This is a genomic window from Dyella sp. NPDC103356, from assembly GCF_055584465.1.
The window spans coordinates 232,254-253,265 of the sequence record NZ_JBVJLZ010000003.1; the positions used below are offsets into that span (position 1 = coordinate 232,254).

Annotated in this window: 19 protein-coding genes and 1 other RNA gene; 11 read left to right on the plus strand and 9 right to left on the minus strand. The window is 62.9% G+C overall.

Annotated features, from left to right (window positions below; translation table 11 throughout):
• From mraY to rsmI, 9 genes are all read right to left on the minus strand, one after another.
• The gene (gene mraY, locus ACZ6WW_RS07875) at nucleotides 1–1,101 is read right to left on the minus strand and encodes a phospho-N-acetylmuramoyl-pentapeptide-transferase (protein WP_281850328.1); all 1,101 of its coding nucleotides are present in this window, start codon (nucleotides 1,099–1,101) and stop codon (nucleotides 1–3) included.
• On the minus strand, nucleotides 1,091–2,458 hold the full coding sequence (locus ACZ6WW_RS07880) for a UDP-N-acetylmuramoyl-tripeptide--D-alanyl-D-alanine ligase (protein ID WP_465273713.1): 1,368 nt from the start codon (nucleotides 2,456–2,458) through the stop codon (nucleotides 1,091–1,093). The genes mraY and ACZ6WW_RS07880 overlap by 11 nt, the downstream gene beginning before the upstream one ends.
• Entirely contained in the window at nucleotides 2,455–3,930 is a 1,476-nt protein-coding gene (locus ACZ6WW_RS07885; protein WP_465273714.1) for a UDP-N-acetylmuramoyl-L-alanyl-D-glutamate--2,6-diaminopimelate ligase, read from the minus strand. Before ACZ6WW_RS07885 ends, ACZ6WW_RS07880 begins: the two co-directional genes overlap by 4 nt.
• A complete protein-coding gene (locus ACZ6WW_RS07890) occupies nucleotides 3,927–5,741 on the minus strand; it encodes a peptidoglycan D,D-transpeptidase FtsI family protein (protein WP_281850331.1) in 1,815 nt (604 codons plus the stop codon). Before ACZ6WW_RS07890 ends, ACZ6WW_RS07885 begins: the two co-directional genes overlap by 4 nt.
• Nucleotides 5,738–6,001: a cell division protein FtsL gene (ftsL, locus tag ACZ6WW_RS07895; protein ID WP_281852964.1), complete on the minus strand. Its 264-nt coding sequence runs from the start codon at nucleotides 5,999–6,001 to the stop codon at nucleotides 5,738–5,740. Before ftsL ends, ACZ6WW_RS07890 begins: the two co-directional genes overlap by 4 nt.
• Before the next feature lie 5 nt (nucleotides 6,002–6,006).
• Entirely contained in the window at nucleotides 6,007–6,936 is a 930-nt protein-coding gene (rsmH, locus tag ACZ6WW_RS07900; protein WP_465273715.1) for a 16S rRNA (cytosine(1402)-N(4))-methyltransferase RsmH, read from the minus strand.
• 84 nt (nucleotides 6,937–7,020) lie between these two features.
• Nucleotides 7,021–7,467, minus strand: coding sequence for a division/cell wall cluster transcriptional repressor MraZ (mraZ, locus tag ACZ6WW_RS07905; RefSeq protein ID WP_281850333.1), 447 nt, complete (start codon nucleotides 7,465–7,467; stop codon nucleotides 7,021–7,023).
• Between the two features lie 293 nt (nucleotides 7,468–7,760).
• An RNA gene (gene rnpB / locus ACZ6WW_RS07910) (RNase P RNA component class A) lies at nucleotides 7,761–8,127 on the minus strand.
• A 2-nt stretch (nucleotides 8,128–8,129) separates the two neighbouring features.
• A complete protein-coding gene (rsmI, locus tag ACZ6WW_RS07915; protein WP_465273716.1) occupies nucleotides 8,130–8,954 on the minus strand; it encodes a 16S rRNA (cytidine(1402)-2'-O)-methyltransferase in 825 nt (274 codons plus the stop codon).
• A 212-nt stretch (nucleotides 8,955–9,166) separates the two neighbouring features.
• Here rsmI and ACZ6WW_RS07920 point away from each other — a divergent pair, with 212 nt between their 5' ends.
• From ACZ6WW_RS07920 to ACZ6WW_RS07970, 11 genes are all read left to right on the plus strand, one after another.
• Nucleotides 9,167–11,002, plus strand: coding sequence for a penicillin-binding protein activator (locus ACZ6WW_RS07920; RefSeq protein ID WP_465274044.1), 1,836 nt, complete (start codon nucleotides 9,167–9,169; stop codon nucleotides 11,000–11,002).
• Nucleotides 11,003–11,399: 397 nt separating this feature from the next.
• On the plus strand, nucleotides 11,400–11,756 hold the full coding sequence (locus tag ACZ6WW_RS07925; protein ID WP_465273717.1) for a YraN family protein: 357 nt from the start codon (nucleotides 11,400–11,402) through the stop codon (nucleotides 11,754–11,756).
• A gap of 679 nt (nucleotides 11,757–12,435) precedes the next feature.
• Nucleotides 12,436–12,903 (plus strand): hypothetical protein, encoded by a 468-nt coding sequence (locus tag ACZ6WW_RS07930; RefSeq protein ID WP_465273718.1) that lies wholly within the window; start codon nucleotides 12,436–12,438, stop codon nucleotides 12,901–12,903.
• Nucleotides 12,904–12,947: 44 nt separating this feature from the next.
• Complete coding sequence (locus tag ACZ6WW_RS07935) at nucleotides 12,948–13,844, plus strand: VirB8 family type IV secretion system protein (protein WP_465273719.1); 897 nt, start codon at nucleotides 12,948–12,950, stop codon at nucleotides 13,842–13,844.
• Entirely contained in the window at nucleotides 13,841–14,611 is a 771-nt protein-coding gene (locus ACZ6WW_RS07940; protein WP_465273720.1) for a TrbG/VirB9 family P-type conjugative transfer protein, read from the plus strand. Before ACZ6WW_RS07935 ends, ACZ6WW_RS07940 begins: the two co-directional genes overlap by 4 nt.
• A complete protein-coding gene (locus tag ACZ6WW_RS07945) occupies nucleotides 14,608–15,762 on the plus strand; it encodes a TrbI/VirB10 family protein (protein WP_465273721.1) in 1,155 nt (384 codons plus the stop codon). Before ACZ6WW_RS07940 ends, ACZ6WW_RS07945 begins: the two co-directional genes overlap by 4 nt.
• 6 nt (nucleotides 15,763–15,768) lie before the next feature.
• Nucleotides 15,769–16,815, plus strand: a complete 1,047-nt coding sequence (virB11, locus tag ACZ6WW_RS07950) for a P-type DNA transfer ATPase VirB11 (RefSeq protein ID WP_465273722.1) — start codon at nucleotides 15,769–15,771, stop codon at nucleotides 16,813–16,815.
• A 32-nt stretch (nucleotides 16,816–16,847) separates the two neighbouring features.
• Complete coding sequence (locus tag ACZ6WW_RS07955; RefSeq protein ID WP_465274045.1) at nucleotides 16,848–17,645, plus strand: lytic transglycosylase domain-containing protein; 798 nt, start codon at nucleotides 16,848–16,850, stop codon at nucleotides 17,643–17,645.
• A gap of 148 nt (nucleotides 17,646–17,793) precedes the next feature.
• Nucleotides 17,794–18,183, plus strand: coding sequence for a TrbC/VirB2 family protein (locus ACZ6WW_RS07960; protein WP_465273723.1), 390 nt, complete (start codon nucleotides 17,794–17,796; stop codon nucleotides 18,181–18,183).
• Entirely contained in the window at nucleotides 18,176–18,481 is a 306-nt protein-coding gene (locus ACZ6WW_RS07965) for a VirB3 family type IV secretion system protein (RefSeq protein WP_465273724.1), read from the plus strand. The genes ACZ6WW_RS07960 and ACZ6WW_RS07965 overlap by 8 nt, the downstream gene beginning before the upstream one ends.
• Before the next feature lie 57 nt (nucleotides 18,482–18,538).
• Nucleotides 18,539–20,998 (plus strand): VirB4 family type IV secretion/conjugal transfer ATPase, encoded by a 2,460-nt coding sequence (locus ACZ6WW_RS07970; protein WP_465273725.1) that lies wholly within the window; start codon nucleotides 18,539–18,541, stop codon nucleotides 20,996–20,998.
• Nucleotides 20,999–21,012 lie beyond the last annotated feature (14 nt).

The following is a 21,012-nucleotide window of genomic DNA, read 5'->3' on the forward strand; positions in this document are numbered from 1 at the left end:
TCAGCGCACCTTCAAGGTTGCCAAGCCGATCAACACCAGCACCACGCTGATGATCCAGAAGCGCACGATCACCCGCGGTTCGGGCCAGCCCTTGAGCTCGAAGTGGTGATGGATCGGCGCCATACGGAAGATGCGTTTGCCGGTGAGCTTGAAGCTCGCCACCTGCATCATCACCGACAGCGTTTCCATCACGAACACGCCGCCCATCACGATCAGCACGATTTCCTGGCGCACGATCACCGCGACGCAACCGAGCGCAGCACCGATCGCCAGCGCACCGACGTCGCCCATGAACACTTGCGCCGGATACGTGTTGAACCAGAGGAAGCCCAATCCGGCGCCGGCCAATGCGGCGCAGAAAATCGCCAGCTCGCCCGCACCCGGAATGACCGGAATCAGCAAGTGACGCGAAAACTCAGCGTTGCCCGAAAGATAGGCGAACGCACCCAGCGCGCCGGCCACCAGCACCGACGGCATGATCGCAAGACCGTCCAGACCGTCAGTAAGGTTCACGGCGTTGGAAAAACCGACGATCATGAAATACGCGATCACCACGAAGAACAGGCCAAGCGGCAAGGCCACCTGCTTGAACAACGGCAGAAACAGCGCCGTCTCGGCCGCCGGCTGCGCGCCGATCGCATGCGGGGCGGTGTAGTAAAGAACCAGCGCGGCGCCTAGACCGAACACCGACTGCCAGAAATACTTCCAGCGGCTGGCCAGACCACGGCTGTCCTTGAGTACCAGCTTCTTGTAATCGTCGTAGAAACCGATCGCACCGAAGCACAGCAGCACTGCCAGCACCACCCACACATAGCGATTGTGCAGATCGGTCCACAGCAAGGTGGCCACAGCAACCGACAGCAGGATCATCACGCCGCCCATGGTCGGCGTACCGGCCTTGGACAGATGCGTCTGCGGACCATCCTTGCGCACGACCTGTCCCGCCTTCAACGCGGCCAGTTTGCGGATCAACCACGGGCCCATCAGCAACGACATCGACAAAGACGTCAGCGCCGCGGCGATGGTGCGGAAGGTGATGTATTGGAACAGATGCAGCGCAGTGAAGTACTTCGCCATCCATTCGGCCAGCTCAGGCAGCATCGGAGGCTCCTCCCGTGTGCTTGTCGTTGCGCAAGGCGGAAACGACCTGTTCCATGCCGGCCGAGCGCGACCCCTTGATCAGCAGCGTGACGCCACCGTGCAACTGTTCGTTCAATGCCTTTGCCAATGCCTGCTTATCCGTGTAGTGCGCGCCGCGTTCGCCAAAGGCTTCCACCGCCGCTGCGCTGAGTGGCCCGACCGCAAACAGGCGGTCGATACCCTGCTTCTTTGCCCGCTCGCCGATGCCTGCATGCATGGCGCGCGCGTTGGGGCCGAGCTCCGCCATGTCACCAAGCACCAGCCAGCGCTCGCCCTGCGCGAGCGCCAGCGTGTCGATGGCGGCGCCGACCGAACCGGGGTTCGCGTTATAGCTGTCGTCGATCAGCACCCAGCCGGCCGCCATCGTCTCGGCGCGCAAGCGGCCGGCGATCGCCGGCACCTGTTCCAGTCCGGTGACGATCGTGTCGAGCGGAACATTGAGCGCCAGCGCGATCGCCGCGGCGGCCATCGCGTTGCCGACGTTGTGGCGCCCGGGCAACGGCAGATCCACTTCGGCATCGCCGACCGGGGTGCTCAAGACGAAGCGCGAGCCGTCGACGCCGAGCTCGACGATGTCGGCGCCGATATCGGCCTTGTGATCCAGCGCAAAGCGCAACTGGCGGCGCGAGCCGGCCAGGCCGCCGAAGAAACTGGCGAACGCGTCATCCGCATTGATTACCGCCACGCCGTCGACCGGCAACGCCTGATACAGCGCGCCCTTGGTTTCGGCGACGCCTTCCACGCTACCCATGCGCTCAAGATGCGCCGGCGCGATGGTATTGACGAGGCCGATATCGGGCCGTGCGATGGCAGCAAGATAGGCGATGTCGCCCGGCTTGCCCGCGCCCATTTCCAGCACGGCGTACTGCGTATCGGCCGGCATCGCCAGCAGGGTCAGCGGTAGGCCGAGCTCGTTGTTGTAGTTGCCCGCGTTCACGTGCGTGCGGCCGTGACGCGACAGGATCGAGGCCACCAGGGTCTTCACCGTGGTCTTGCCGTTCGAGCCGGTGATACCGACCACCTGCACGTTACTTTGCGCCCGCACCGCGCTGGCCAGGTCACCCAGCGCCAGCTCGGTATCGTCGACGACGATCTGCGCGATTGACGCGTCGACCTTGCGTGTTACCAGTGCCGCGGCCGCACCACTCGCTGCCGCCTGGGCAACAAAGTCGTGGCCGTCCACGCGCTCGCCCTTGATCGCCACGAACAAGTCGCCCGGTTTGATCTTGCGCGTATCGATGCTGACATCACCGACATCGATATCGGCACCCATCAGCTGGCCGTGTGTCCATAAAGCAATCATCGTCGCCCGCATCATGCGCGTACCTCCAGCGCCGCACGTGCGACCGCAAAATCGTCGAAAGGCCGCTTGCCCGCGGCGCTCTCCTGATAGGTTTCATGGCCCTTGCCGGCGACCAGCACGACATCGCCCGGCTTGGCCCGGGTTACCGCCCAGCGAATCGCAGCAGCGCGGTCGCGCTCGACTTTCGCCTGCCCGGGCCTGCTGAGGCCGGCGACGATCTGCGCGACGATGACATCGCCGTCTTCGCTACGCGGGTTATCGTCGGTCACGACGATGCTGTCGGCCAGACGCTCGGCGATTTCACCCATCACCGGGCGCTTGCCGGCGTCGCGATCGCCGCCGCAGCCGAATACGCAGATCAACTGGCCGGCGCAATGCGCACGCAACGCGGTCAACGCCTGCTCCAGCGCATCGGGGGTGTGCGCGTAATCGACCACGACCAGCGGTTCGTTGCCGAAACCGCCGAGGCGGTTCATGCGGCCGTTGACCGGCTCCATTGCCTCGACCGCCTCGACGATGCTTTCAAAAGGCTCGCCAAGCGCGCCCAGGCAACCGACCACGGTCAATAGATTGGCGACGTTGAAGCGACCCAGCAGGCGGCTGCTCACCGGGCGTTCGCCCCATGGCGTGCGCAATACGAAGTTCAAGCCTTCGGATGAGGTCATTATGGCCGTCGCGGCGATGTCCGCCTGTTCGTCACCGGCTGCGCTGTAGCGCAATGCACGTGCGTTCGGCGGCAACTGTGTCGCAAGTTCGCGGCCGAAGGCATCGTCGATATTGATGACCACGGCATGCAGGCTCGGCCACGCGAACAACTTGGCCTTGGCAGCACCGTAGGCCTCCATGCTGCCGTGATAGTCGAGATGGTCGCGTGTGAGATTGGTAAACGCGGCGACATCGAACTTCACCGCGCCCACGCGACCCTGCTCCAGTGCGTGCGACGACACTTCCATCGCCACATGCGTCGCACCTTCAGCGCGGAATTCGGCCAGCAGACCCTGCACCTCGATCGCATCGGGCGTAGTGCGTTCGCCGGCCTGCAAGTTGCCATGCAAGCCGGCACCCAACGTTCCGATGGTGGCTGCGCGATGCCCCAGGTGCTCCAGCGCATGCGCCAGGAGTTGCACGGTGGAGGTCTTGCCGTTGGTGCCGGTCACGCCGATGACGCTCAACGCAGCCGACGGCTCGCCGAAGAAGCGCGCAGCGATATCGCCGACGCGGCTATGCAGGTTGTCGATCCACAGTACCGGCACGTCCAGGGTGGTTTCGCTCGGGGCCGGCGCTTCGGCCAGCACCACGCGCGCACCACGCTGCACCGCGATGGCGGCAAACTTGATGCCGTGCTCGCGTGTGCCACGCAGCGCGAAGAAGGCATCGCCCGGACGCACGCGACGCGAGTCGAGATTGAGGCCCGAAACGACGATATCGCCGGCACTGGCAGTGTCGGCGATGCCGTGGAGCAGTTGGTCGAGGCGGCGTGTCGTCATGGCGTCGCGTCCTCGACCGGCGCTTCCTCGATATTGGGCGCATCCGGTGGCTTGTTGCCGACCAGGCCGTTGTTGCCCTGCAAAGGTCCACCGGCATACCAGCGACCGATGTTGTCGGGTGGGATGTTGAGCAGGCGCAACGCGCCATCCATCACCTTGGCAAACACCGGACCCGACACCAGGCCGCCGTAATAGCTGCCCTTCTTCGGGTTGTCGATCACCACGATGCCGACCAGTTGCGGATTCGATGCAGGCACCAGACCGGCGAAGGCGGCGCTGTAGCTGTTCTTCGAGTAACCGCCAGCAGACGCCTTGTGCGCCGTACCGGTCTTGGCCGCGACGGTGTAGTTGGCGATCCAGGCATAAGGCGCCGCCGTGCCGCCCGGCTGCGTCACGGTGATCATCATCTTGACGACCTGTTGCGCGATCTCCGGCGCTACGATCTGGCGCGCCTCGCCATCAACACCCTTGACGAAGGTCGGCGAGTGCATGATGCCGTTATCGCCGATGGTCGCGTACGCGTTGGCCAACTGCAGCGGCGTGACGTTCAAGCCATAGCCATAACCGAGAATCGCCTTTTCGAGCGGACGCCAATCGCGTCCGATCTTCATATGGCCGGCCGCTTCGCCCGGGAAGCCGCTATTGGTGCTGTTGCCGAAACCGAATGCGCGATAGGTGTCGTACATCAGGTTGGTATCGAGCTGCGTCGCGATATGCGCGGCGCCGACGTTGCTCGACTTGGTGAGCACGCCGGTCGGCGTCAGCACACCCCAGTTATGGGTGTCGTGAATATCGTGGCCGTAATAGAACCAGTGGCCGCCATTGGTATCGATCAGCGGGCTGTTCGGCGTGTATTTGCCACTGGAAAGCGCCGCCGTCATCAGGATCGGCTTGACCGTCGAGCCAGGCTCGAACAGGTCGGTCATCGAGCGATTGCGGCGGTCGCCCGGCTGACTGTTGTGCAAGGCGTTGGGGTTGTAGGTCGGCCAGTTCGCCATCGCCAGCACTTCGCCGGTCTTGACGTCGAGAATCACGACCGAGCCCGAGTCCGACTGCGACTTGTCGATCATGTTCTTCAGTTCGTTATAGGCCAGGAACTGAATGCGCCGGTCGATGCTCAAGGTCAGGTTGCGGCCCGGCTGCGGCGCACGCACCTGCTCCACGTCTTCGACGATATGGCCCTGACGATCCTTGATGACCCGCTTGGCGCCCGGCTTGCCGGCCAACCAGTCGTCGAAGGCCAGCTCCAGGCCTTCCTGGCCGTGGTCTTCGATATTGGTGAAGCCCAGCACATGCGAGGTGACTTCGCCGGACGGATAGAAACGACGATACTCGCGCTGCCCCGCCACGCCCGGCACGTTCAAGTCGAGCACGACCTGCGCCGCGTCGGGGCTGAGCTGACGGCGCAAATACACGAACTCGCGTTCCGCGCGTTGCAGCAGGTATTGCTTGAGCTCGCCCGCATTGATACCCAGCGCCGTGGCCAGCGCGGGAATGCGGTCTTCGTTCTCCAGCACTTCGGACGGATTGGCCCAGATCGACACCACCGGCGTCGACACCGCCAACGGCTCGCCGTTGCGGTCGAAGATCGTGCCACGCGACACCGCGATCGGCACCTCGCGCAGGAAACGCGCGTCGCCCTGGTTCTGATAGAACTGCTTGCGCACGACCTGCAGGTCGAAAGCGCGCGCGACCAGCCCCATCGAGGCCAGTCCCAGCACCACGACCACCGCGGTCATGCGACGGCGGACTTTGGGGCCGCTCTTCTGTTGGCGGCGCGCGGTCGGCGCGGAGTGATCGCGCCGGCTCATTGCGTCACCAACTGAATGTCCTGCGGCCGCGGCGTGAGCATGCCCAGTTTCTGCCGCGCCTCGTTATCGACGCGGCGGGGCTCGGCCCAGGTCGCCTGCTCCAGCTCCAGCTTGCCGTACTCGATATTGAGTTCGTCGCGCTCGTTCTGCAGGCGCGACAACTCGATGAACTGCACGCGGCTCTCGTGCTGCGTCCACACCACGGTGATCGCGCTCGCAAGCACGGCCACCAGGAGGATCAGCAGGAGGGCTGCGCCGATCACCTTCATGCGAGCTTCTCCGCCACGCGCAGCACGGCGGAGCGTGATCGCGGATTGACGGACAGCTCGTGATCGGAGGGAAACTGCGCCTTGCCCACGGCAGCCAGGCGCGCCAACTTGGCCGCCTGGGGCGGACCACGGCGACTGCCTTGCACCTTGCCGGAATGGTCGCGGATAAACAGCTTGACCACGCGATCTTCCAGCGAATGGAAACTGATGATCGACAGCCGACCGCCGACGTTCAGCCGCTCCAGCGCGGCGTCGAGCCCCTGTTTCAGGGATTCCAGCTCGCCGTTGACGCGGATGCGCAGCGCCTGAAAGCTGCGCGTGGCCGGGTGCTTGCCCGGCTCGCGGCGGCCGACAACGCGCTCGATCAACGCAGCCAGCTCGCCGGTGCGCAGGATCGGCTTTTCGGCGCGCTGTTCGACGATGGCACGGGCGATCTTGCGGCTGAAACGCTCCTCGCCATAGGTCCACAGCACATCGGCGATCTCGCGCTCATCGGCCTGCGCGATGAAATCCGCCGCGCTTTCGCCCTGCGTGGTGTCCATGCGCATGTCGAGCGGCGCATCGGCCATGAAGCTGAAGCCGCGGGCGGCTTCGTCCAGCTGCGGCGAGGAGACGCCCAGGTCGAGCAGGATGCCGTCGAGACCGGCGGCAGTTTCGTCCCACTCGGCCATGGAAGAGAAATTGGCGTGGCGGATCGACACACGCGCATCGCTGGCAAACTCCGCCTGCGCCGTGGCAATGGCCTGCGGATCGCGATCCATCAACAGGAGGCGACCGTCGGGGCCCAGGCGTGACAGCACCGCGCGAGCGTGACCGCCGCGTCCGAACGTGCCATCCAGATAACGCCCGCCAGCCTGCACGGCGAGTCCCTCCACTGCTTCACCCAGCATCACCGGGATGTGCCGCAACGCTTGTTGCTCGGCCATGCCGCACTCCCGTCCCGTATCCTTAAAGAACCACCTGAAAACGCTTTTTTGAAAAAGCCACCTGACCCGCCGCAACCCCTCCGGTTACAGGCGCAAATCGGACATGTCGTCGCTGATTTCGTCTTCACCGATGGTCTGACGGATCTTCGCCAGATGGGCCTGCTCGCTCCAAAGCTCGAACTTGTTGCCCATGCCCAACAACACCGCCTTCTTCTCGATGCCCGCCGCCGTCCGTTGGCTGCCAGGCAGGAGAATGCGTGCGGCACTGTCGGGTTCGACCATCGCGGCGGCACCCACCAGCTTCATCTGCAATGCGCGATGCACCGCCTTGACGCTGGGGAGCGCATTGACCTGGTCGCGCACCCGCTCCCACTCCGCGTGCGGGAACAGCCAGAGGCAGCCCGACTCGAAGGGGTTGTAGGTGATCACCAGACGATTGGCACAGGCCTCCTCAACCAGCTCCCGATACGCAGTCGGAATAGCCAGGCGGCCTTTATCGTCAACGGTGATGGCGGTTTCGCCCTGAAACACGACCGGCAGACTCCACGAAATCCCACGATTTCACACCGGGACCCACGATAGTCTCGCCCCTTGAGACTGTCAAGGGATTTTTGCTTGTGAATCAAGGAGAAAGGCAATGGTGTGGCAGTATTTCCAGCCTTTTCTGAGGAAGCCATTCAAGGTGATTGAATGCTCGGGATTTTTTGCTTTTTAAGCAGCGTTTTTTTGCGCCAGATCACAGTTGCCCGGAACGCAGGTTCTGAACATGCGTTCATCCCACCGACCCCCACCGCAAATGCGGCGGAGGTCGGCTTTAGAGAAGTAAAAGGAGTCGGCCTGTAAGCCGGGTTCTGTTCGCCTTGCGGCGCGACAGTCATTCTTCTCGGCCTGGCGTCACCGCCAGGCTCTAGCAACCAACCCGGGAACGACGCGGGCCGCGTCATAGTCCCCCTATTCGGTCTTGCTCCAGGTGGGGTTTACCGTGCCACGCGGCGTTAGCCCCGCGCGCGGTGCGCTCTTACCGCACCGTTTCACCCTTACCACGCGCATCTTGCGATGCCGTTCGGCGGTTTGCTTTCTGTTGCACTGGCCGTCAGCTCACGCTGCCCAGGCGTTACCTGGCACCTTGCCCTACGGAGCCCGGACTTTCCTCGATGCACTTGCGTGCGACGCGACTGTCCGGCCGACTCCACTCACGAGTATAGCGCCTTCCTCGACGCTCCCGTAATCGCCGCGGCCAGCTTGGCCGCCTTCGATGGCGGCAATTCCTCGCTGAGAATGGCAAAAACACGCTGCCCTTCGGCCAGATTTTCATCGACCTCTTCGCCACGGCCGGCCACCAGGATGACGCATTCGCCGCGCTGCTGATCGGGGTCGGCCACGACGCGCGCGGCCAGCTCGCCCAGAGGCTCGCCGATCACGGTCTCGAAGAGCTTGGTCAGCTCGCGCGCGAGCACCGCTTCGCGCTGCGCGCCAAAAACATCGCGCATATCGGCAAGACTTTCGGCCACGCGATGCGAAGACTCATAGAACATCAACGTTCGCGCGTCGCCGGCCAGTTCCTGCAGGCGGCTACGGCGCGCCGCGGCCTTGGGCGGCAGAAAGCCCTCGAAGACGAAGCGATCGCTCGGCAGGCCCGCCACCGAAAGCGCCGCAATCGCCGCACATGCGCCCGGCACCGGAATGCAACGGATACCCGCCGCCCTGGCCGCGCGAACCAGCCGAAACCCCGGGTCGCTGATCAACGGCGTGCCCGCATCGGAAATCAGCGCCACCGACTCGCCACCCTGAAGGCGGCGAACCACCGCATCCACCACATCGCGCTCGTTGTGCTCATGCAGTGCGATCGTGGGCGTGTCGATGTTGTAGTGGATCAGCAACGGACGGCTGTGGCGCGTGTCTTCGGCGGCGATCACAGCAACGTTTCGCAGCGTCTCCACCGCACGCACCGAGAAATCGTCCCGATGACCGATCGGTGTCGCGACCACCCATAACTGGCCCGGCTGAGGGTGAGACATCGCAGATTCCTTCAAACAATGAGTTACGCGGAGCGTTTCGTTGCGGCTCGGCGAGCGTGGACACCCTATATATAGATGTGTCCGCCAGGAGGCAGGCCACAAGAGCCCATCGCAAACACTTGCCGATGCCGGGTACGGCACGACGAGGCCGCATGGCGATCGGCTATGATCGCGCATTGTGACCCAAGACGATAATGGATCTACGGATGACCATGCGCCTGTATCGCACCGCGGCCCTGGGGCTGGCGATTTCGCTCGCCATGACCGCCTGCGTTCCACCCGCAGCACAACGTTCGCCGGCCGAAATCTCCGCATCGCTCAATGCGGACGCGCTCAGCCGGCAGGGGCAGTTCGATCAAGCCGCCAAGGCCTACCTGGACCTGGCGACGCTCGCACCGGATAACCGCGACCACTATCAGTTGCTCGCCGCCGAGGCATACAGGCAGGAAGGCAGGCTCGAGCAGGCTGCTCCGCTGCTGACCGGGATCAAGCGCGCACGCCTGACCAGTACCGACCCGGTGTTGTACGACCTGCTGCAGGCGGAGATCGCACTCAGCCAGCACGACGCCCCCCGCGCGCTGCAATTGACCACACAGCCCTCCGTGGCCGTGCCGGCCGCAATGCAGTTGCGTTTGCTGGAATTGCGCGCGCGCGCCATGGAAGCCAGCGGCGACTATTGGGGCGCGGCACGCAGCCGCGTGGAGATGGACAGCCAGCTCACCGGGCTCGACAACACGCAGAATCGCAAACAGATCATCGCCCTGCTCACTCGCGTCGGCGCGGATCCCTTGAAGCAACGCGCCGCCGGCATGCGCCCGGGCGACCGCATGCTGCCCTGGATCGACGAGGCACTGAGCCATATGGGCGTCGCCGTGGCCAGACCGCAGCCGGCACTCGACCAGCCGGTCGGCACCTTAATGCCCGGCGACAAGGCGAATGTACGCGAAGGCTACAAGATGCCCGGACGGGTGGCCCTGCTGCTGCCTGCCAGCGGCAACTATGCCGGCGCGGGCTCGATCATCCGCGAAGGCTTTTTTGCTTCCTATGCCGATGCCGCACGCAACCATGCGCCGCGCGCGGAGGTACGCGTCTATGACAGCGGCGGCACCGCGGCGAGTGCCACCAAGGCTTATCAGCAAGCAGTCGACGACGGCGCACAGCTGATCATCGGACCGCTGACGCGTGCCGAAGTATCGGGCGTCTTCGGCCTGAGCCAGTTGCCGGTGCCGGTGCTGGCGCTCAATCATCCCGACGACAAGGCGCTGCCGGCCACCGGCGCGAGCGAGTTCGGCCTGCTGCCGGAAACCGAAGGCGCGCAAGCGGCCGACCACATGGCCGAACAAGGCCTGCACAGTGCGTATGTCGTCATTTCCGGCGACGATTTCGCGCAACGCGCCGGCAGCGCATTCAAGGCCGAATTCGAGGCACGTGGCGGCACGGTTGCCGGCAACGGCACATTGGGCAGTGGCGTCAATTACGCCAGCGTCATTACCGGGCTGAATGCCGCATCGGCTGGCAGCGATGCCGGCGTATTTATCAGCATGAAGCCGCAGCAGGCTCGCCTGCTGCTACCGCAGCTGCGCCTGGCACGCATCAATGCGCCGGTTTTCGGCACCTCGCATATCTATGGCGGTGCGGACGACGCCGGCTCCAATCGCGACCTGGACGGCGTCGAGTTCTCCGATGCGCCCTGGCTGTTCGACGCACAGCCCGGACTGCCCAATCACGATGACATCGCCACGCCACTCCCCGCCGCACGCGGCGTGTCGGCACGCCTGTTCGCCTTCGGCATGGATGCGTGGAACCTGGTGCCGTATCTGGATTGGCTGCATGAACACCCGGGCAGTTATCTGCCGGGTGCAAGTGGTCAGCTGACCGCCGATCAGTTCGGTCGCATTCGACGCGTGCTTGTCTGGGCGAAATTCCAGGACGGCATCGCGCACCCTTTGAACGGCAGCCTGCAGATGGATAGCGTCCCGATGTCGGCTCCGCCAACGCAGGGGCCGCCGCCGCAGTCGGCGACGAGCGACAATCCGCCGACCTATTGATCCAGCGCAGTCACCGCGATGCTCGACCGCTTCACCAATCTCTTGTAGGAGCGGCTTCAGGGAACCTCGAATAACCTCGGTTTTCATCGTCGCCCCGGCGAAGGCCGGGGCCCAGCGTCTTGAGCACGGTAAAGAGTAAGGCACTGGATTCCGGCCTTCGCCGGGACGACGGATAGGAGAGGATTTTTAGAGGTTTCCTTCAGTCGCGACCGACCGTAACGCAGTCGGACATCACGACTGAAGCCGCCCCTACAAAGATGGCAGCGTTATCACTTTCCCGACGTGCACGCTCTCTTTTCCAGTAGCGCCCATGTTCACTGCACCGACTCGACACGCACACTGATACGGTCGATAACAGTGGTTGCGCCTTGAGGCTGCGGTAAAGGCAAAGCGAACCATGCGCTCGACCGGCAATGTCTTTGAAGATCACGCATGCGCGGCTCTGCAGCGTGCCGGGCTGGCGCTCCTCGCCCGCAACTACTACACGCGCCACGGCGAACTCGATCTGATCATGCTCGATCGCCAGACGGTGGTTTTCGTCGAAGTGCGCTACAGGAAAAACGCGCGCTGCGGCAGCGCACTCGACTCCATCACAAGCGGCAAACGGACCAAACTGATCCTCGCCGCGCAGAAATGGCTGATGTCGAATCCGAAGCACGCGCACCACGCATGTCGGTTCGATGTCGTCAGTTATGACGGAGCGCGGGAACATCCGCACATGGACTGGCTGCGTAACGCGTTTACTACGGACTAGGCCAGGGGCGCGCAGGGCTCACTCGCTAAACCAAAGCCGGCCAATGCCGTGACGAGCCGCTGATTCTAAAATAACTCTGAAATGCTTGTAGGGGTAATCCTACAAAACAAGGCCACAGGCCAGTCCTTTGCAGACAAGTTATTGCCAGTACAAGGAAATATTCTTACCGCACTCAGCATGCAGGGCAATACCTACCCGCATCACAGGCAGAACCTCACGTACTGGCAATACAACGACACTTGCGCCAGAATTCGCGCCGTACGGGGGCGCATGTATGAGCCTGGCTGGACGCTGACAGGAGATTCAGCGTCGGGCAAGAGCGGCGCCCAGGGGTAATCAACTCGTACACACCAGGGATAACAAAGCTGTATCGGTGTGGGCAAGGAGCCCTGCATGACATCCACGAGTGTGTATCGCGCGCAAGCAAATGCTGCCCGCCTAGCCTCCCACAGGCTCGAATTCGTCGGTAACGCCACGACGGGTTTCCTTCATTCCCACGCACCTGAGCGCCACCCGCGCCCCCAACGTCGGGGGCCGCGCCTGCGCCTGCGCTCCGTCGCCGCCTTCAATCACTCGACGCCCGCCCGCTAGGGAGCGCGCGTCTCAACGGTCAGCTTCTCCGCGTTCGTTTCTGCGAACACGCGGACGGCCCGTTATCCCCTTCATCTACGAGCACGACGTGAAAACACAGCTTTCTCATCTCGCCAAGGCAGGCGTTGCTGTTGCCGCCGCATTTGCCGTCACCGGTTGTGGCACGCCTGCGGCGAAGGATTTCGGCGGCCGCTGGAAATCCGTCAACCAGTTTCAGAAAGACACCACGGAAATTCCACTCGCACAGCCCTACGTGTTTTTCCCTGCCCCCATGGACGGCACCTTGAAAGCCATGTTGACGCGGTGGTCGAAAGACACCGGCTTGCTGCTCTCCTACCAAATGCCCTCCGACTTCACCTTGACCGCGGCCGCGGCGCGCATCCACACGCCAAACCTCCGTGCTGCCGCGGCGGAGCTCAATGCCGTGTACGCGCCGCAAGGCGTGTCGATCTCGGTAAATCAACGACAGATCGTCGTGCAGCCACTGGTTGTGCCGACACCCGATGCGCCACCTCGCTCTCCGCCTGAAGGGACAGCAGACCGCAGCGCGATCTAGGTTGGACCCGCAACGCCAGAGCAAGCTTATATGGACATTGGACGATGTTGAGCAAGAAAACTTCAAGCAAGAAAATCGATGAAGCCATCGGCAAATCGGTCAATTTCGAACTGACGATCGCCGACATGGCCAGGCGCAGCGAGCGACGCGCCTGGTGGGTGGCCGGCGCGACCATCGTGATGGCGCTGATTCTCGCCGGCGGCTATTTCTACATGCTTCCGCTGAAGGAAAAAGTCCCTTACATCGTGATGGCCGATGCCTATACTGGCACCAGCACCGTCGCACGACTGACCGACGATTTCCGCAACCGGCAGATCTCCACCAGCGAAGCCATCAATCGCAGCAACGTGGCGCATTTCATCATGGCGCGCGAGTCCTACGACGTGGCGATGATGAACCTGCGCGACTGGGTCACCGTGTTGACCATGTCCTCGCCGGATGTCGCCGCTGCGTACAAGACACTTCACGCCCCCAACAACCCGGACGCGCCGTACAACGTCTACGGCCGTGACAAGGCGATCCGCATCAAGATCCTGAGCACCGTGCTTCTCGGCGGCGGTCCTGGCAAGACGCCCAACGGCGCAACCGTCCGGTTTCAACGCAGCTTGTACGACAAGAAGACCGGCTCGTCGCAGCCGATCGATAACAAGATCGCCACCATGAAGTTCGTCTACAAGCCCAACTTGCAGATGGACGAGCGGTATCGCATCGAGAACCCGTTGGGTTTTCAGGTCACCGAGTACCGCGTCGACAACGACTACGCGTCGTCAGCTCCGGCGGAAGTGCAAGGCGATGCGCCGCCATCTCCGGCGCCCGCGCCGGCCAGCAGCACCACTGGCGCCGATGCCATGCAGCAGGGCCTGAGCGCGCCACCCGTGACCGAACAGGGCGAGCAGCCGCCGGCCGCACAGGCGCCGGCGCAAGGAGCGGGCCGCCGATGAACCGGACAACCAAACATCCTCTGGCCGGCATGCTGGGCTTGGCGCTTGCCTGCGCGGCGCAGACGGCCGCCGCGCAAGTCGTCCAGCAATACGAGTTCCAACCCGACCGCATCTATCAGGTGCGCACGGGCCTTGGCATCACGACGCAGATCGAACTGAGCCAGCACGAAAAGATCCTCGACTACAGCACCGGCTTCAGCAGCGGCTGGGATCTGACACGCCGTAACAACGTGTTCTATCTCAAGCCGAAGAACGTCGATGTCGACACCAATATGGTGATACGCACGGAGACACATTCGTACATCTTCGAGCTCAAGGTAGTCGCCACCGACTGGAAGTCGCTCGAACAAGCCAAGCGCGCCGGCGTGCAGTACAAGATCGAGTTTGCTTACCCGGGCGACACGAGCTTTTCGGACGAGGCAAAGAAAGCGGCGGACGTTCCCGAGCTGAGCACCGAGCTGGTCAAGGGACGCAGCTATAACTTCGATTACGACTACGCCACCCACGACATCAAGAAGACGCCCTGGCTGATTCCGATCAACGTCTATGACGATGGTCAATTCACGTACATCCGGATGGGCGACCTCAAGCAGTTTCCGACCGGCAACTTTCCGGCCGTTTTCATGCGCGAGAAGGAGCACGGCGAGGACGCCGTGGTCAACACGACGATCGAGGGAAACACGATCGTCGTCCATGGCACGTATCCCTACTTGATCATCCGCCAAGACAAGAACGTCGTCGGCCTGCGAAGGAACGTTAAAAAGTGAGCCCCCACACGCATCACGCCGATGGCGATGCCGACGGCATCGGCCACGCCGATCTGCCCGAGCAGGACGGCAATCCCTATTCGACGCAATACGCGCGCGAAACGGCCGCCCCCGACCTCGACGCGAACGCCCCGCAGCTCCGCTCGGCTGACGTACGACGAATGAACCATCGCGCCATGTTGTTCCTGGCGGGCATTGTCGTGCTGATTATCGCAGCGGCGATCTGGATGATGAACACCGCATCGCAACGCAGCGACGACGCACCCAAGCCGCGCTCGGAGACCGTCTCGATTCCCGATGCGCCCAGGGCCGTGCCCATGCTGCCGCCGCCGGACGCACCGGAAAAGCGAGCCGCTGCCATTCCGTTGGCGTCGGTGCCGCCGTTGCCCGACGTCCGCCAGATGCCGCCGCCGGTCGCGTCCGAAGGACCGCGTGGACCGTCGTTGATGGAGCGCCGCATGGAACAGGGCAATGGCTCCAGCCAAGCGGCTCCTGCCACCCCGGCGGTAGCGGCGGCCGATACGACGCCCAACGATGCGGTTACCAGCGCGCAGCCGTTGACTCATCCCGATGCGATCATGCTTCGCGGCACATACATCCGCTGTGTGCTGGAAACACGCGTGATCACGGACATTCCGGGATTCACTTCCTGTGTCGTGACGGAGCCGGTGTATTCGTTCAACGGCAAGCGCCTGTTGTTGCCCAAAGGCTCGAAGGTGCTGGGCAAGTACGACACCGTTCCCACCACCGACCGCGTTGCCGTGATCTGGGATCGCATCGTCACGCCCACCGGCATCGACGTGAACATGGCCAGCCCGGGCGTGGATGGGCTCGGCGGCGCGGGTCATCCGGGCCATCTCAATTCGCATTGGGGCAGCCGTATCGGCGCGGCGTTGCTGATCAGCATGCTCAGCGATGCGTTCAAGTACGAAGGCGCCAAGCACGGCCCTAGCACGACCGCATTGGGCAACGGCTATGCGGTGCAGTCGCCGTACGAAAGCAACACCGCCCAGACGCTGCAGAAACTTTCGCAGCAAGCCGTGCAGCGATCGGCCAATCGCCCGCCCACGGTCACCATCAACCAGGGCACGGTCGTGAACATCTATGTCGCCAAAGACGTCGATTTCAGCGGCGTGGTCGCGAGGTTCTAAAAGCACATGAACATGGACGACGGCGCACTCGCGCAGGTTTCAAACGAATTCCTGGAATACCAGTACGAAGTACTGGGCATCCGGGAGTTCATGGCGTCATCTGACGTCACCGAAATCTGCATCAACCGCCCTGGCGAGCTTTATCTGGAGAGCCGGGGCGGCTGGCAGCGTGTGGAGGTGCCCTCCCTCAGCTTCGAGCGTGCCCGCCAGTTCTGTACCGCGGTAGTGAACGAGAGCAACACCGGGCAGCGCATCACCGATATCGACCCGGTCGTCTCGCTCACCTTCCCCACCGGTCAGCGTGCGCAGTTCGTCATCCCGCCGGCGGTCGACGCCGGCAAGATCTCCATCACCATCCGTCTGCCCTCCAAGCAGACCAAGACCCTGGCCCAGTATCAGTCGGACGGCTTCTTCGACGAGATTCTGGAAAACCCGCCGGAGATCAGCGCCGGCGATCGTGAGCTGCTGGACCTGCGCGGCAGCCGGCGTTACGCCGATTTCTTTCGCCAGGCCGTGCTCAACAAGAAGAACATCGTCGTCGCCGGTGCTACCGGTAGCGGCAAGACCACCTTCATGAAGTCGCTGGTACATCACATTCCGGCTGACGAACGCCTGGTGACCATCGAGGACGCCCGCGAGCTGTTCATCGACCAGCCCAATGTGGTGCACCTGCTTTATTCCAAGGGCGGTCAGAGCACCAGCAACGTCACCGCCAAGAGCTGCATGGAAGCGTGTCTGCGTATGAAGCCCGACCGCATCATCCTGGCCGAGTTGCGCGGTGACGAATCGTTCTACTTCATCCGTAACTGCGCCTCCGGTCACCCCGGTTCGATCACCAGCTGCCACGCCGGCAGCACCGAGCAGACCTGGGACCAGCTGGCCTTGATGGTCAAGGCGTCCAACGAAGGTGCCGGTCTCGAATTCGAGACCATCAAGCGCCTGCTGATGATGACCATCGACATCGTCGTGCACATCAAGGCGCATGCCGGCCGCCGCTACATCACCGGTATCGATTTCAACCCGGGCCGCCATCTGGCGGAAAACCGGGCATAGACGAATCGGGAGAACGCCAGATGATCGCTGGAATTGAAATGATGTCCTGCCCCAACCTGTCGGTTCCAGCCGAGGTGATGCAGCACGTCGTGCATGTCGAATCCAGTCACAACCCCTACGCCATTGGTGTTGTGGGTAGCCAGCTCGTGCGTCAACCGCAGAACCTCGACGAAGCCATTGCCACGGCGAAGATGCTCGAAGCCAAGGGCTACAACTATTCGCTGGGACTGGCTCAGGTCAACCGCAACAACCTGGGCAAGTACGGCATCGACTCCTACGAAAAAGCCTTCGATCGCTGCACCAACCTGCAAACCGGCTCGCGCATCCTGGCCGAGTGCTACCGCAGCGCCGGTGGCGACTGGGGTAAGTCGTTCAGTTGTTACTACTCGGGCAATTTTGTCACGGGCTATCGGCATGGCTACGTGCAAAAAATCTATGCGTCCATGCAGGGCGACACGCGCGCACCGACGGCGCCCGTCCCGTTGGCCGGTGCAAGGCAGGCGCGCGTGCTGCCGCAAGCCGTTTCGGCGACCGACGGCGCCGCCTATCGCGTCGCCATCCGCAGCAGCGCGCTCGATACCGCCAGCGTGGCCGCTGCCGCCGCCATACATGCCGCGCTACCGGCCACGGCGACGAAGCCTTCCGCACCCACGCTGCCGCCCCCGGCGTTGCCCTCATCCGGCGTTACCGAAGAGGGCCTTTTTGTCCCCGTCGTGCGCGGCCCCAACGATCCCACCACACCCGCACCGATAGCCGTCGCACCTGCGGCGTCCGCCATTACAGCCAACCCACAACAACACGACACCCGCGATGCCGCATTTGTCTTTTGACTCCACCGGCATCGCATCTCAGTCATCGCATCACCGGCAACACCAGAAAGGCTTCAGTAAGTAGTACGGACCGCCCTCAAAGGCAGTCGTTTGCAACGCGACGAACATGGAACGTCGCGAGTCTTCAACCCAAAGGAAAGAGCGTTACATGAAAAACACATTGCCCTCCCACTCGCACAAGCACTTGCTGTCGGCCATGCTCGTAAGCACCGCCATGGCTTTCCTGCTCTCGGCGCCAGGCATGGCATGGGCCCAGGAGTTCGCTGGCGCGGACCAGAAGGTCTGCGGCTTCTTCACCAACATCAACGGCCTGCTCAACATGGCCTCGATCGCGGTGGTGACCATCGCCGTCGTGTTCGCCGGCTACCAGATCGCCTTTGCCCACAAGCGCATCGCCGATGTCGCCCCGATCCTGATCGGCGGCGTGCTGATCGGCGCGGCCGGCCAGATCGCCAAGATGGTAATCGGCGATACCGGCCAGCAATGCCAGGGGCAGACCTCGATGGTCGTCGAGTATCTGCTCAACCACTATGCATAAGAATCCGCTGTTTCGAGGCTGCACACGCCCCGCCATGTTCCTTGGCGTGCCCTATGTACCGTTCTTCATGGGTGCCGGCGCGTGTCTGCTCCTGGCGATGTACACCAACCTCTTCTATCTGGTGCTGATGCCCATGGTGATTTTTGCCATGCGTCAGATGGCCCGGCGCGACGAAATGATCTTTCGCCTGCTCGGGCTGCGCATGCACTTTCGCATGCGTGTGCGCAACCTCCAGCAGAACGACGGCATGTGGGTGTTCTCGCCTAACAGCTATCGATACGGCAACAACAAGACGTAACCCCGGAGGCGTCGGCGCGCTCGTCGCGCCTGACGCCTCCACGAATGGATTTCGACCATGTTCACCCCCGACAGCTCCATCAGCGACTTCATACCGCTATCGACCCACGTCTCACCGACGGTGCTCAAGACCACCGGCGGCGACTTCCTTCTGGTATGGCGCCTGGAGGGCCTGCCCTTTGTCGGGCGCGAGGAGTGGGAACTCGAACATCGTCACAACACCTTCAACCGCATGTTGCAGACGCTGCGTGCCCCGGACTTTGTCAACGTCGCCTTCTGGGTCCATGACGTACGCCGCCGCGGGCGCGTCAAGGACAGCAGCCGCTTCGATCAGCGATTCAACCAGCAGCTATCCGATGCGTACTACAGCGCATTGTCCGCGCAGAAGCTGATGCAGAACGAGCTTTATCTCACCATGCTTTATCGCCCCATGGTGAGCGGCAAGCGCTTTGCCGAAAAATCGGCCGACGTCAGCCGCCTGCAGGCCGAGCAGGACCAGGCGATCGCCACCGTGCGCGAGCTGGCCGGCAACGTGGAGGCCGTGCTGAAGGACTACGCCCCCACCCGCCTGGGCATGTACGAAGCCGCCAACGGCCTGGTGTTTTCCGAAGCCCTGGAGTTCTTCGGCTATCTGCTCAACCGCATCCAGGAGCCGGTGCCGGTGCTGCCGGCCCCGGCCTATAACTACCTGGCGGTGTCCAAGCACCGCTTCTCGGCCAAGACGGGGGACTTCGTCATCACGACGCCTACCGGCGCCAATCATTTCGGTGGCCTGCTGAACATCAAGGAATACACCGACGGCACCTACCCGGGCATCTTGAATGGCCTGAAGTACCTGGATTTCGAATACGTCATCACACACTCCTTCAGCCCCATGGGCCGCCATGATGCACTCAAGGCGCTCGACCGCACCAAGGGCATGATGATCTCCTCCGGCGACAAGGCGGTCAGCCAGATCGCCGAACTCGACCACGCGATGGATCAGCTGGCTTCGGGCAACTTCGTGCTGGGTGAATACCACTTCACTATCGCGATCTACGCACCCAGCCAGGACGCGCTATCGCAGCAGATTGCCGCGACGCGCGCGGAACTCTCCAATGCCGGCTTCGTCTCCATAAAGGAAGATCTGGCCGTTACCGCCGCGTTCTACGCCCAGTTGCCCGGCAACTGGCGATATCGCACGCGTCTGGCGAACGTCAGCTCGCTGAACTTCCTGGGCCTGTCCCCTCTGCACAATTTCGCGACCGGCAAAAAAGAAAACAACCCGTGGGGCGATTGCGTCACCACGCTGCAGACCACCAACGGACAGCCGTACTACTTCAACTTTCACGCCACCCATCCGGCCGAAAACTCGCTGGGCGAGAAAGCCATCGCCAACACCATGGTGATCGGCAAATCCGGTACCGGTAAAACCGCGCTGATCAACTTCCTGCTCAGCCAGGTACAGAAGCTCAAGCCCTCGCCGACGATCTTCTTCTTCGACAAGGATCGTGGTGCGGAGATTTTCGTGCGCGCCTGCGGCGGCAACTATCTCGCGCTGGAAAACGGCAAGCCGACCGGCTTCAACCCGTTCCACTGCGAGCGCAACGAAGACAATGTGCAGTTCCTGGCCGAGCTGATCAAGGTGCTGGCCGGCAAGAGCGTGTACTCCTCGCGCGAGGAAGAAGACATCTTCCGCGCGGTCGAGAACATGCTCGATACCCCACAGCACCTGCGCAACATGACGAACTTCCAGAAGAGCCTGCCCAATATGGGCGACGACGGCCTGTTCGTGCGCATGAAGAAATGGACCGCCGGCCATTCGCTGGGCTGGGTCTTCGACAACCCGGTCGACACCATCGACCTCAAGAAAGCCAACATCATCGGCTTCGACTACACCGACATCATCGACAACGCCGAGGTGCGCGCACCGGTGATCAATTACCTGCTGCACCGCCTGGAAGAGCTGATCGATGGCCGCCCGCTGATCTATGTCATGGACGAGTTCTGGAAGATCCTCGACGGCAAGGGCGGCTTGAAAGAGTTCGCCAAGAACAAGCAGAAAACCATCCGTAAGCAGAACGGCTTGGGCATCTTCGCCACGCAGAGTCCGGAAGACGCGCTCGCCAGCGACATCGCCGCCTCGCTGATCGAGCAGACGGCCACCATGATCCTGCTGCCCAACCCCAACGCCAGCCGTGAAGACTACGTCGAAGGACTGAAGCTGACCGAAGCCGAATATCAGGTCGTGGTCAGTCTCGACGAACGGTCGCGTTGCTTCCTGGTGAAACAAGGCCACGCCTCCTCGGTATGCCAGTTGAACCTGCGCGGACTCGACGACGCGCTCGCCGTCATCTCCGCCTCGACCGACAACATCGAGATCATGCACGAGATCTTGCGGGCGCAGGCTGCATCGCTAGGCATCGAACAGGACGCCCTGACGCCGGAACAATGGCTGCAGGCGTTCTACGACAACCGCAAGGGCAGCGGCAAAGGCAAGCCCGCCCCCTCCACGCCGCGCGCCGTGCGCACGGCCTGATTCGACATGGACGC

Coding starts and splice junctions, on each gene's coding strand:
- mraY (WP_281850328.1), bottom strand. CDS start 1,101: ATGCTGCCTGAGCTGGCCGAATGGATGGCGAAGTACTTCACTGCGCTG.
- ACZ6WW_RS07880 (WP_465273713.1), bottom strand. CDS start 2,458: ATGATGCGGGCGACGATGATTGCTTTATGGACACACGGCCAGCTGATG.
- ACZ6WW_RS07885 (WP_465273714.1), bottom strand. CDS start 3,930: ATGACGACACGCCGCCTCGACCAACTGCTCCACGGCATCGCCGACACT.
- ACZ6WW_RS07890 (WP_281850331.1), bottom strand. CDS start 5,741: ATGAGCCGGCGCGATCACTCCGCGCCGACCGCGCGCCGCCAACAGAAG.
- rsmH (WP_465273715.1), bottom strand. CDS start 6,936: ATGGCCGAGCAACAAGCGTTGCGGCACATCCCGGTGATGCTGGGTGAA.
- rsmI (WP_465273716.1), bottom strand. CDS start 8,954: ATGTCTCACCCTCAGCCGGGCCAGTTATGGGTGGTCGCGACACCGATC.
- ACZ6WW_RS07920 (WP_465274044.1), top strand. CDS start 9,167: ATGCGCCTGTATCGCACCGCGGCCCTGGGGCTGGCGATTTCGCTCGCC.
- ACZ6WW_RS07925 (WP_465273717.1), top strand. CDS start 11,400: ATGCGCTCGACCGGCAATGTCTTTGAAGATCACGCATGCGCGGCTCTG.
- ACZ6WW_RS07935 (WP_465273719.1), top strand. CDS start 12,948: ATGTTGAGCAAGAAAACTTCAAGCAAGAAAATCGATGAAGCCATCGGC.
- ACZ6WW_RS07940 (WP_465273720.1), top strand. CDS start 13,841: ATGAACCGGACAACCAAACATCCTCTGGCCGGCATGCTGGGCTTGGCG.
- virB11 (WP_465273722.1), top strand. CDS start 15,769: ATGAACATGGACGACGGCGCACTCGCGCAGGTTTCAAACGAATTCCTG.
- ACZ6WW_RS07960 (WP_465273723.1), top strand. CDS start 17,794: ATGAAAAACACATTGCCCTCCCACTCGCACAAGCACTTGCTGTCGGCC.
- ACZ6WW_RS07965 (WP_465273724.1), top strand. CDS start 18,176: ATGCATAAGAATCCGCTGTTTCGAGGCTGCACACGCCCCGCCATGTTC.
- ACZ6WW_RS07970 (WP_465273725.1), top strand. CDS start 18,539: ATGTTCACCCCCGACAGCTCCATCAGCGACTTCATACCGCTATCGACC.